Raw genomic sequence first — 11,780 nt, 5'->3', positions numbered from 1 at the left:
TATCGGTAGTTAACCCTTCCTCCTACACTCTCCACAATCATGTCCGAGCGTTGCACTTATTATCTGAATTCGCGAAAAACATAAATATAATAAATCAGCATGATTTAAATAAATTCCTAAATTTCATGATATTACATTCTGTTGCATTACGACCTGGTGATAAATTAATCCATCAGCACTGTTATTTCCCTCACACGATACTCTGGGGCTTGCTGTCAGATAATTGAAATGATATTAGTAATTTCGTCGCTCAGGCAGACAAATGTGCTAAAGAATAATCAAATGTTGATTTTTTGTGCAAAAAACGCGCAATCCGATTGCAAATGTAGCAACAGTGACTGGTTTCTATATATCGCATTGATTGATAAGACGAATTTTGTATCTCAGCATGGCTGTGCGTTCGTGTAACGTTGATGAAAGTGCAAATAAAAGAGAATTGGTTAACAAATTTGCAAATTGTATTGGCGACGAAATGGGGCATTTGGTACTTTCCGGCCCTATATTTGCTTGAGAATTAACGCGGATGAGAATTATTTTCAAATACAAGTCTTGTCATGCAAAACAAACAGACGTCTCGACAGGGGAGACGTATAACGATATCGACGTAAGGGCGCCATTCGAGCGGCTTGTAATAAATAAAGTCGGTGATAGCAAGCAGTAAACGATGCCTGACAGCAGCCAAAAGCTCCTGCGCTGTACAGGCCCCCTTCAGGGGACACAACAGGCTGACATTCATGTCGGTAATTATAATGAGTGGAGTATCAACACAATGTCCATCATCACAAAAAAAAGCTTGGTAGCGGCGGGAATTCTATCCGCGCTAATCGCAGGTAACGTAGCCATGGCGGCAGATGTTCCTGCAGGTGTTCAACTGGCAGAGAAGCAAACGCTGGTTCGTAACAACGGTTCGGAAGTACAGTCCCTTGACCCACATAAAATCGAAGGCGTGCCGGAATCAAACGTCAGCCGTGATTTGTTTGAAGGTTTGTTAGTCTCAGACATTGACGGCCACCCAAGTGCTGGTGTTGCTGATAAGTGGGAAAATAAAGATTTTAAAGTCTGGACCTTCCATCTGCGTAAAGACGCGAAATGGTCCGATGGCTCGCCGGTAACGGCACATGACTTCGTTTATAGCTGGCAGCGTCTGGCGGATCCTAAAACCGCATCCCCGTACGCCAGCTACCTGCAGTATGGCCACATTGCCAATATCGATGACATCATCGCCGGTAAAAAACCAATCACCGACCTGGGTGTAAAAGCGATTGATGACAACACCTTTGAAGTGACCCTGAGCGAGCCGGTTCCGTATTTCTACAAACTGCTGGTTCACCCGTCCGTTTCTCCGGTACCGAAAGCAGCCGTTGAGAAATTTGGCGACAAATGGACTCAGCCTGCCAATATCGTGACCAACGGCGCATACAAACTGAAAGACTGGGTTGTTAACGAACGTATCGTGCTTGAGCGTAATACCAATTATTGGGATAACGCGAAAACCGTCATCAACCAGGTCACCTACCTGCCTATTTCTTCGGAAGTAACAGACGTTAACCGCTACCGCAGCGGTGAAATCGACATGACCTATAACAACATGCCGATCGAGCTGTTCCAGAAACTGAAACAAGAGATTCCTAAAGAAGTACACGTTGACCCGTACCTGTGTACTTATTACTACGAAATTAACAACCAGAAAGCCCCGTTCACCGACGTTCGTGTTCGTACTGCGCTGAAACTGGCGCTGGATCGTGACATCATCGTCAACAAAGTGAAAAATCAGGGCGACCTGCCGGCATACAGCTACACCCCGCCTTACACCGACGGTGCAAAACTGGTTGAGCCGGAGTGGTTCAAGTGGTCCCAGGACAAACGTAACGCAGAAGCGAAAAAACTGCTGGCCGAAGCTGGCTACACCGCTGACAAGCCCCTGACTTTCAACCTGCTGTACAACACGTCTGACCTGCACAAAAAACTGGCTATCGCTGTTGCCTCCATCTGGAAGAAAAACCTGGGTGTTGACGTGAAGCTGGAAAACCAGGAATGGAAAACCTTCCTCGACAGCCGCCATCAGGGGACTTTCGACGTGGCGCGTGCCGCCTGGTGTGCGGACTACAACGAACCGACGTCCTTCCTGAACACCATGCTGTCTGACAGCTCCAACAACACCGCGCACTATAAGAGCCCGGCCTTTGACAAGCTGATTGCCGACACGCTGCAAGTCACCGACGAAGCGCAACGCACTGAGCTTTATACCAAGGCTGAACAGCAGCTCGATAAAGACTCTGCGATCGTCCCGGTGTATTACTACGTGAACGCCCGTCTGGTGAAACCGTGGGTGGGTGGTTATACCGGTAAAGACCCGATGGATAATATCTACGTTAAAAACTTGTATATTATCAAGCATTAATGGCAATGAGTGGGGCAGGGTAATCCTGCCCCACAGTGTCTTATTTCATCGCACTACAAAGGCACAGGCCAGAAGGTACGGGCAATGTTGAAATTTATCCTACGTCGCTGTCTGGAAGCGATTCCGACGTTATTTATTCTTATTACTATATCATTCTTTATGATGCGTCTTGCACCAGGTAGCCCTTTTACCGGTGAGCGTACGCTGCCGCCAGAAGTCATGGCGAATATCGAAGCGAAATATCATCTGAACGATCCGATTCTGACCCAGTACGCCAGCTACCTGAAACAGCTCGCGCACGGTGATTTCGGGCCGTCGTTTAAATATAAAGATTACACGGTGAACGATCTGGTGGCTGCCAGCTTCCCCGTTTCCGCAAAGTTAGGCGCTGCGGCGTTTTTACTGGCGGTGGTTTTTGGCGTGAGCGCAGGGGTGATTGCCGCGCTGAACCAAAATACCAAATGGGACTACTCCGTGATGGGGCTGGCAATGACCGGGGTGGTTATACCGAGCTTCGTTGTCGCACCGCTGCTGGTCATGATATTCGCCATCACGCTTAAATGGTTACCCGCCGGGGGATGGAATGGCGGGGCGCCAAAATTCATGATCCTGCCGATGGTGGCATTGTCTCTGGCTTATATCGCCAGCATTGCGCGTATTACGCGTGGCTCAATGATTGAAGTGCTGCATTCAAACTTTATTCGTACCGCGCGTGCGAAAGGGTTGCCGATGCGCCGGATTATCTTCCGTCATGCGCTCAAACCTGCATTGCTGCCGGTGCTCTCCTATATGGGCCCAGCCTTCGTCGGCATTATCACCGGCTCCATGGTTATCGAAACGATTTACGGTTTACCGGGAATCGGGCAGTTGTTCGTTAACGGCGCACTCAACCGTGATTACTCCCTGGTATTAAGTTTGACCATACTGGTTGGTGCACTCACCATTTTGTTTAATGCGGTTGTTGATGTGCTGTATGCCGTTATCGATCCGAAAATTCGTTATTAACACTGGAGTTCGCCATGATGTTAAGTAAGAAAAACAGCGAGGCGCTGGAAAACTTCAGTGAAAAACTGGAAGTAGAAGGTCGCAGTCTATGGCAGGATGCGCGACGCCGCTTTATGCACAACCGTGCCGCGGTCGCCAGCTTGTTCGTGTTGTTGCTGATTGCCCTGTTTGTGACCCTCGCCCCTATGCTGTCACAATTTGCCTACTTCGATACGGACTGGGGCATGATGTCCAGCGCGCCGGATATGACGTCCGGGCACTATTTTGGTACGGATTCTTCCGGTCGTGACCTGCTGGTGCGCGTTGCCATTGGTGGCCGTATTTCACTGATGGTTGGGATCGCTGCCGCACTGGTTGCCGTAATCCTGGGTACGTTATACGGTTCGCTGTCAGGCTACCTGGGTGGCAAAACTGACTCCGTCATGATGCGTATCCTCGAGATCCTCAACTCCTTCCCGTTTATGTTCTTCGTTATCCTGCTGGTCACCTTCTTTGGGCAAAACATCCTGCTCATTTTTGTGGCGATCGGCATGGTGTCCTGGCTGGACATGGCGCGTATCGTACGTGGTCAGACGCTGAGCCTGAAACGTAAAGAGTTTATCGAAGCGGCACAGGTTGGTGGGGTCTCCACCGGCAATATCGTCATTCGCCATATCGTGCCGAACGTATTAGGCGTGGTAGTGGTGTATGCCTCTCTGCTGGTGCCAAGCATGATCCTGTTCGAATCCTTCCTGAGCTTCCTCGGCCTGGGTACGCAAGAGCCGTTAAGCAGTTGGGGCGCATTGTTAAGTGACGGTGCCAACTCGATGGAAGTTTCCCCCTGGCTTTTGATGTTCCCGGCAGGATTCCTGGTGGTGACGCTGTTCTGTTTCAACTTTATCGGCGATGGCCTGCGTGATGCCCTCGACCCGAAAGATCGTTAAGGAGTGCTGTTATGAGCAAGCATGAAACCTCATTGGCGCAGCAGCACTCGGGCATTCTTCTGGATGTTAACGATCTGCGTGTGACGTTTAAAACCCCGGATGGCGACGTCACGGCGGTGAATGATCTGAATTTCAGCCTGCGCGCCGGTGAGACGCTGGGTATCGTAGGGGAATCTGGTTCGGGCAAATCCCAGACTGCGTTTGCGCTAATGGGGCTACTGGCCTCAAACGGCGTTATTGGCGGTTCGGCGAAATTTAATGGTCAGGAGATCCTCAATCTGCCGGAAAAATCGCTGAACAAGCTGCGCGCCGAACAAATTTCGATGATTTTCCAGGACCCCATGACTTCTCTGAACCCGTATATGCGGGTTGGCGAGCAGTTAATGGAAGTTCTGATGTTGCATAAAGGCATGAGCAAAGCCGAAGCGTTTGAAGAGTCGGTCAAAATGCTTGATGCGGTGAAAATGCCGGAAGCGCGTAAGCGCATGAAGATGTATCCGCATGAGTTCTCCGGCGGGATGCGTCAGCGCGTGATGATTGCTATGGCGCTGATGTGCCGACCGAAGCTGCTGATTGCCGACGAACCGACCACCGCCCTGGACGTAACTGTGCAGGCGCAGATCATGACGTTGCTCAACGAGCTTAAGCGCGAATTCAACACTGCGATTATCATGATCACCCACGACCTCGGCGTCGTGGCGGGTATCTGTGACAAAGTGCTGGTGATGTACGCCGGGCGTACCATGGAGTACGGTGTGGCGCGCGATGTGTTCTATCATCCTGCACATCCGTACTCTATCGGTCTGCTCAATGCGGTACCGCGTCTGGATGCCGAAGGCGAAGAGCTGTTGACTATCCCCGGTAACCCGCCGAACCTGCTGCGTCTGCCGAAAGGCTGCCCGTTCCAGCCGCGCTGTCCGCACGCGATGGACATCTGTAACAGTACTCCGCCGCTGGAGGAGTTTGCCCCAGGTCGTTTGCGTGCCTGCTTTAAGCCGGTGGAGGAACTGGTATGAATGCCATCACTGAAGAAAGAAAAGTGCTGCTGGAAATTGCCGATCTGAAAGTCCATTTCGACATTAAAGACGGCAAGCAATGGTTCTGGCAGCCATCCAAAACACTGAAAGCGGTAGACGGCGTTACGCTGCGTCTGTACGAAGGGGAAACCCTGGGCGTGGTGGGCGAATCCGGCTGTGGGAAATCGACCTTTGCCCGTGCGATTATCGGCCTGGTAAAAGCGACGGACGGTAAAGTGGCCTGGCTGGGCAAAGATTTGCTCGGCATGAAACCAGATGAATGGCGCGATGTGCGCAGTGATATTCAGATGATTTTCCAGGATCCGCTGGCATCCCTGAACCCACGTATGACCATCGGCGAAATCATCGCAGAGCCGCTGCGCACCTATCATCCGAAAATGCCGCGTCAGGAAGTGCGTGACCGCGTCAAAGCCATGATGATGAAAGTGGGCCTGCTGCCAAACCTGATTAACCGCTACCCGCATGAGTTCTCCGGCGGGCAGTGCCAGCGTATTGGTATTGCCCGTGCGCTGATCCTCGAACCGAAGTTGATTATCTGTGACGAGCCGGTTTCCGCGCTCGATGTGTCGATTCAGGCCCAGGTGGTGAACTTGCTGCAAAAACTGCAGCGGGAAATGGGCCTGTCGCTGATCTTTATCGCTCATGACCTGGCGGTGGTGAAGCACATTTCTGACCGTGTGTTGGTGATGTATCTGGGTCATGCGGTTGAACTGGGCACCTACGACGAGGTGTACCACAATCCGCAGCACCCTTACACCAAAGCGCTGATGTCTGCCGTGCCGATTCCGGACCCGGATCTGGAAAAGAACAAACAGATTCATCTGTTGGAAGGGGATTTGCCTTCGCCGATCAATCCACCATCAGGCTGCGTGTTCCGTACCCGTTGTCCGATTGCTGGCCCAGAGTGTGCACAAACGCGCCCGGTGCTGGAAGGTAGTTTCCGCCATGCGGTTTCTTGTCTTAAGGTTGACCCGCTCTAAATGAAAAAGGCTGACGAAAGTCAGCCTTTTTTCTTTTCATCACTCGCGCCAGAGAATGTGGCACAGCTTGTGGTCTTTCTCGCGACAGAGCAGTACACGGGCAAACACATCGTTGATTTCGCCGCCATCAGTATCCGCCAGGCCAATAACCACCTCCGCGAAAAAGTCCGGGTTCAGATCGTAATCAACATGCTCTTGCCAGTCTTCGCCTGGATCGAACAGTTCGGCACCGCCACGTTCTTCAAACTGCAGATTGAACAGAATGATATCTGCCTGGTCGAGATTATCCGCTGCCAGTTCGAGAAAAATATCGTAAGCCTGCTCCAGCGTTTCGTCTTCGCTCAGGCGGTTGTTCAGATCCATTTCCATAGTGACTACCTGTTTAATATCAGTTGGGCACGTTTTACAGCAATGGGCTAAAGAAGTAAAACAGTCGTTCTGCAATCCGGTGCCAGAACGGGCGTTTAACCCACAGACGCGCGTCCAGCAAGCGAGAACGCGAAATATAATCATCCTGTACGGCAGCCAGATCGCTACCAAAACCGGCATCATCAATGACCAGCGTAATCTCGAAATTAAGCCACAAACTGCGCATATCGAGATTCACGGTGCCTACCAGGCTGAGTTCACCGTCAACCAGCACGCTTTTCGTGTGCAGCAACCCGCCTTCAAACTGATAGATTTTCACCCCGGCGGCCAGCAGCTCGGTGAAAAAGGCCCGGCTGGCCCAGCCAACAAGCACGGAGTCATTCTTACGCGGCAGAATAATGCTGACATCAACGCCTCGCTGCGCGGCGGTACAAATCGCGTGCAGCAGGTCGTCGCTGGGGACAAAATAGGGGGTCGTCATGATCAGGTATTCACGCGAGGCATAGACCGCGGTCAATAACGCCTGGTGGATAAGATCCTCCGGGAAACCCGGGCCTGAGGCGATAGTGTGGATAGTGTGCCCGCTGGCCTGCTCAAACGGCATGATATTGGCATCCGGTGGCGGTGGAAGGATCCGCTTCCCGGTTTCTATTTCCCAGTCACAGGAATAGACAATCCCCATGGCGGTAGAAACGGGGCCTTCCATGCGCGCCATCAAATCGACCCATTGGCCAACGCCAGCATCCTGTTTGAAGTAGCGTGGGTCCACCATATTCATGCTGCCGGTATAGGCGATGTAATTGTCGATCAGAATCATCTTGCGATGCTGGCGCAGGTCCATGCGACGCAGAAACACACGCATCAGATGGACCTTTAAGGACTCGACAACCTCAATTCCGGAATTGCGTAGCATGTCGGCCCACGGGCTGCGGAAAAACGCCACGCTGCCCGCCGAATCGAGCATCAGGCGGCAATGTACACCGCGCCGCGCCGCGGCCATCAGTGACTCCGCGACCTGATCGGCCATCCCACCCGGCTGCCAGATATAAAACACCATCTCTATGTTATGGCGGGCAAGCTGAATATCGCGAATCAATGCCTGCATGACATCCTCAGAAGAGGTCAGAAGCTGTAGCTGGTTGCCTTTTACCCCCGCAATGCCCTGGCGGCGTTCGCAGAGTTTGAATAGTGCGCTCGCCACGCTACTGTTTTCGGTAGCGAAGATATGGTGGTAAGTCTTAAGGTCTTTTAACCATTTCGCGGTCGAGGGCCACATCGCGCGCGCGCGTTCCGCACGGCGTTTACCGAGGTGCAATTCTCCGACGGACAGGTAGGCAATAATCCCCACTAGCGGCAGGATATAAATGATCAGCAGCCATGCCATGGCAGAGGGTACCGCGCGCCGTTTCATCAGGATGCGTAGCGTCACACCCGCGATGAGCAGCCAGTACCCCAGAATGATCAGCCAACTCACTACCGTGTAGAAGGTTGTCATAACAAAAAATCCTTTTCAAAACCTGATATAAGGAGTTTACGCATAAGGATTCATCTGGCAAATAAAAACGGCACTGAAAAGGGCTGGTCTGGTGACGGCGAGGGTTTATAATGGAGCTTCTGTGTCAGGAAAGAGTCGTAGACATGAAGCGTAGTAGAACGGAAGTGGGGCGCTGGCGCATGTCCCGACAGACCAGTCGCCGCAAGGCGCGCTGGCTGGAAGGGCAGTCCCGGCGCAATATGCGTATCCACTCAATAAGAAAGTGTATTCTTAATCGACATCGCAACGCGTTAGTTTTTGATTTTTACGGGTTCTGATGGTCCTGGGCATCTTTGTGGTGCCCATTGTTTTGCCGCAGAATCAGATTCACACAAGCGTCATATTACTGCTTTAGGTTAAACCCGCTTTATCTCTGAACGGTGTCGACGTTTCCCCCAGGAATCTTATGAATAAAGAAGCCGTCATTTTTCTCGCCTTTGCAATTATCACTGAGGTGATTGCCACCACTGCACTTAAAGCGTCTGATAGTTTTACCCGCCTGGTGCCCAGCGCCATCAGCATTCTCGGTTATTGTATCGCCTTCTGGTGCCTGACCATTCCCATGCGCACTATGCCTACAGGGGTGATTTACGCTATCTGGTCCGGGGTGGGGATTGTATTAATTGGTACCGCCGGCTGGATTATGCACGGACAGAAACTGGATATTCCGGCGATGCTGGGAATGGGATTAATTATTGCTGGTGTGGTGATTATTAATTTGTTCTCAAAAACCGTTGCCCATTAATAGCCAGTAAAACAAAGGGGCAATGTGTTCTCTTGCCCCTTTGTTATTTCTGGCAAATCAGAATACTTTTTTAAACGGTTTAACGATCACGTGCTGGTAAACGCCAGCCGCAATGTACGGATCCGCATCAGCCCAGGCCTGCGCCGCTTCCAGAGATTCAAATTCAGCGATAACGGTTGAGCCGGTAAAACCCGCCGCGCCCGGATCGTTACTGTCGACCGCTGGCATTGGGCCTGCCGTTAATAAACGACCTTCATCATGCAACAGTTGCAGACGCGCCAGATGGGCAGGGCGCACGGAGAGGCGTTTTTCGAGGGAATCAGCAACGTCTTGCGCGAAAATAACGTAAAGCACGGGGAGAGCTCCTTCATCATCAGAAAACAACTACGTTATGTGAATCCATACATGCCTGCAATGCAAAGATGAACTCGCATGAATATCCCTTGTCAGGATGTGCCTTTTTTAGCCGATTGCTATCAAAAATCAGGTTAGATGAGATGGCTGGTTGAATATGATTGCTATTTGCATTTAGAATCTAGCTTTGCTTTTTCAACTGAAACGATTATGACTTCAATGGCCCTTGATTTACCCCGTCGCTTTCCCTGGCCGACACTGTTGTCCGTTGGTATGCATGGAGCTGTCGTGGCGGTTTTATTGTATGCCTCGGTACATCAGGTTATTGAAATGCCCGCGCCTGCTCAGCCGATTACGGTGACTATGGTGACGCCGGCAGAACTGGAGCCGCCGCAAGCGGTGCAACCGCCACCGGAACCGGTTGTTGAGCCGGAACCTGAACCAGAGCCGGAACCGGTAGTCGAACCGCCAAAAGAGGCGCCGGTGGTGATTCAGAAACCTGAACCTAAGCCAAAACCCAAACCGAAGCCGAAACCGGAGAAAAAGGTCGAGCAGCCTAAGCGCGAAGCGAAACCGGTAGAACCCCGCTCGGCGGCTCCGGTAGAAAGTAACGCGCCGCCGCGCCCGGTGATGAACAGCTCACCAGCGGTTGCTACCAAACCGGTACCATCGGTCCCTGCCGGTCCGCGTGCATTAAGCCGTAGCCAGCCCGAATACCCTACGCGAGCGCAGGCGCTGCGCATCGAAGGCCGTGTTCGGGTGAAATTTGACGTATTAGCGGATGGTCGTATCGACAATGTGGAAATTCTTTCCGCGCAGCCCTCGAACATGTTTGAACGTGAAGTGAAAGCAGCCATGCGTAAATGGCGTTATGAGCCGGGTAAACCAGGTAATGGTCTTACGGTCAATATCATCTTCCGTATGGACGGTAAGTCGACAGTGGAATAAGAATGAAAAGCCTCCGCCAGGAGGCTTTTTTTGTTATGCCTGAGAGGGCAACGCGCGGGGTTTGCCGTCGTTATCCACGGCGACATAAATAAACAGCGCCTCTGTAGCTTTATAGCGCTGACCAATCGGTTCCGACGCGACCTTTTTGATCCACACTTCTACGTTAATGGTGATAGAGGTATTGCCGCGTTTAACACAACGCGCATAGCAGCACACCACATCGCCAACGGCGACCGGGCGCAGGAAGCTCATGCCATCAACGCGCACCGTCACGACACGCCCGTGGCCGATCTCTTTGGCAAGAATCGCCCCGCCCATATCCATTTGCGACATCAGCCAGCCGCCAAAAATATCACCGTTTGCGTTAGTATCTGCCGGCATTGCTAATGTGCGCAGTACAAGTTCGCCCTGAGGTGCATCCTGAGTGTTTGTCATTATTATCTCATCAATAAACAAGGGGATTTCTGGCGGGATGCTACTATGGATTTATTGCAGATAACAATTAGATAACGCGATATATGAAAAAAAACCGGGGAGCGCCTGATATCGAACTATTGCGTATGGGTAGTCTGATCGATGGGTTGTAAAAAGGGTCTCTGCATAGACCCTTTTTACATGACAGAACCACAGTGACATCCGGTTATATCACCAGGAAATAGACGACAACATAGACGGCCATCAGCAGGATAAGTTTCGGAAATGAGGTGACCCAGGTCTGTTTGTTCTTACGGTATTCCATTTTACCGACCAGCTTTCTGCCTACGGAAAATCGAACCATCACCTTCGCGACAACAAAGAAATACGCAATGAATAATGCGGGAAGGGCGATATTTGCCAGCGTCCAGCCGGACATCGTCGTGATCTGCTCGTTGCGCAGTCTTATCAGCAACATTGGGAAACAGAGAATTTCCATCACCCGGTTGATGATACTGCCGTGGCCATGTGTATGAACCGCAGTCGACGCAACGAAATTCAGCGCCTTCATCAGCACAAACCAGGTGAAAAGCAGGCCAAGGACTATTATTGTGCGTTTAGAAGGTGGAGCGTTTGTGCCAGCAGGATAAACAGGCTGCCGTGTTGATGACGGGTTAGCGGCTTCGTTTAGCGTATTAAAAACCTGATTAGGTCGATTGATATCTGAATAGCTGGTCGAAAATGGCCCCTCATGTTTTCGGACATTGGGCGGTAAGTTTTCGTCGTTGCTCATGGAGGATGTAAACCTTGTACGTAATGGAGTGACCAGTGCTCACCATCATATCTGGAAACCTCTTTACGTACCGATCATCAACTTTGGTAGGCCTTGAGAAATCGGGCCACTATCAACCGTACAATAATTTTATTTCTCTGCTTTATGAAAGGGATATTAGAAAAAATAACAATAGGTTGCCGCAATATTTTTCATTTACCCCTAGATTGTGTCGTCACGAGGATAAAAATCATTGATAATAGGGCCTTCTAATCAGAAGGCCCTATTATCATGACTA

General features: G+C 51.1%; 13 protein-coding genes. 8 read left to right on the top strand and 5 right to left on the bottom strand.

Features of this window, described 5'->3' with window-relative positions:
- Window positions 1-769 precede the first annotated feature (769 nt).
- From oppA to oppF, 5 genes are all read left to right on the top strand, one after another.
- Complete coding sequence (gene oppA, locus ACSZPU_RS18995) at window positions 770-2,401, top strand: oligopeptide ABC transporter substrate-binding protein OppA (protein ID WP_499001954.1); 1,632 nt, start codon at window positions 770-772, stop codon at window positions 2,399-2,401.
- A gap of 84 nt (window positions 2,402-2,485) precedes the next feature.
- Window positions 2,486-3,406, top strand: a complete 921-nt coding sequence (gene oppB, locus ACSZPU_RS18990; protein WP_499001951.1) for an oligopeptide ABC transporter permease OppB — start codon at window positions 2,486-2,488, stop codon at window positions 3,404-3,406.
- A 14-nt stretch (window positions 3,407-3,420) separates the two neighbouring features.
- Entirely contained in the window at window positions 3,421-4,329 is a 909-nt protein-coding gene (gene oppC, locus ACSZPU_RS18985; RefSeq protein ID WP_499001949.1) for an oligopeptide ABC transporter permease OppC, read from the top strand.
- 11 nt (window positions 4,330-4,340) lie between these two features.
- Window positions 4,341-5,345: an ABC transporter ATP-binding protein gene (locus ACSZPU_RS18980; protein WP_499001947.1), complete on the top strand. Its 1,005-nt coding sequence runs from the start codon at window positions 4,341-4,343 to the stop codon at window positions 5,343-5,345.
- Window positions 5,342-6,346: a murein tripeptide/oligopeptide ABC transporter ATP-binding protein OppF gene (oppF, locus tag ACSZPU_RS18975; protein ID WP_499001944.1), complete on the top strand. Its 1,005-nt coding sequence runs from the start codon at window positions 5,342-5,344 to the stop codon at window positions 6,344-6,346. Before ACSZPU_RS18980 ends, oppF begins: the two co-directional genes overlap by 4 nt.
- 39 nt (window positions 6,347-6,385) lie before the next feature.
- Here the strand turns inward: oppF and ACSZPU_RS18970 are convergent, their stop codons facing one another.
- A complete protein-coding gene (locus tag ACSZPU_RS18970) occupies window positions 6,386-6,715 on the bottom strand; it encodes an HI1450 family dsDNA-mimic protein (protein WP_499001941.1) in 330 nt (109 codons plus the stop codon).
- A gap of 34 nt (window positions 6,716-6,749) precedes the next feature.
- Window positions 6,750-8,210: a cardiolipin synthase gene (cls, locus tag ACSZPU_RS18965; protein WP_499001939.1), complete on the bottom strand. Its 1,461-nt coding sequence runs from the start codon at window positions 8,208-8,210 to the stop codon at window positions 6,750-6,752.
- 143 nt (window positions 8,211-8,353) lie between these two features.
- Here cls and ACSZPU_RS18960 point away from each other — a divergent pair, with 143 nt between their 5' ends.
- Both ACSZPU_RS18960 and ACSZPU_RS18955 read left to right on the top strand, forming a co-directional pair.
- A complete protein-coding gene (locus ACSZPU_RS18960; RefSeq protein ID WP_139153702.1) occupies window positions 8,354-8,527 on the top strand; it encodes a YciY family protein in 174 nt (57 codons plus the stop codon).
- A gap of 128 nt (window positions 8,528-8,655) precedes the next feature.
- Window positions 8,656-8,994, top strand: coding sequence for an SMR family transporter (locus tag ACSZPU_RS18955; RefSeq protein ID WP_499001937.1), 339 nt, complete (start codon window positions 8,656-8,658; stop codon window positions 8,992-8,994).
- Between the two features lie 57 nt (window positions 8,995-9,051).
- Here the strand turns inward: ACSZPU_RS18955 and ACSZPU_RS18950 are convergent, their stop codons facing one another.
- Window positions 9,052-9,348 (bottom strand): YciI family protein, encoded by a 297-nt coding sequence (locus ACSZPU_RS18950; protein WP_499001934.1) that lies wholly within the window; start codon window positions 9,346-9,348, stop codon window positions 9,052-9,054.
- Window positions 9,349-9,567: 219 nt separating this feature from the next.
- Here ACSZPU_RS18950 and tonB point away from each other — a divergent pair, with 219 nt between their 5' ends.
- A complete protein-coding gene (gene tonB / locus ACSZPU_RS18945) occupies window positions 9,568-10,296 on the top strand; it encodes a TonB system transport protein TonB (RefSeq protein ID WP_499001956.1) in 729 nt (242 codons plus the stop codon).
- Window positions 10,297-10,329: 33 nt separating this feature from the next.
- Here the strand turns inward: tonB and yciA are convergent, their stop codons facing one another.
- Complete coding sequence (gene yciA / locus ACSZPU_RS18940; protein WP_499001930.1) at window positions 10,330-10,731, bottom strand: acyl-CoA thioester hydrolase YciA; 402 nt, start codon at window positions 10,729-10,731, stop codon at window positions 10,330-10,332.
- Between the two features lie 205 nt (window positions 10,732-10,936).
- Window positions 10,937-11,503 carry a hypothetical protein gene (locus ACSZPU_RS18935; RefSeq protein WP_499001929.1) on the bottom strand — a complete coding sequence of 189 codons (567 nt, stop codon included), beginning with the start codon at window positions 11,501-11,503 and terminating at the stop codon, window positions 10,937-10,939.
- Window positions 11,504-11,780 lie beyond the last annotated feature (277 nt).

The organism is Phytobacter sp. V69 (genome assembly GCF_965644215.1).
Lineage (GTDB): Bacteria > Pseudomonadota > Gammaproteobacteria > Enterobacterales > Enterobacteriaceae > Phytobacter.
The sequence above is the reverse complement of the archived record's forward strand: the minus strand, read 5'-3'. Positions and strand labels throughout refer to the sequence as shown.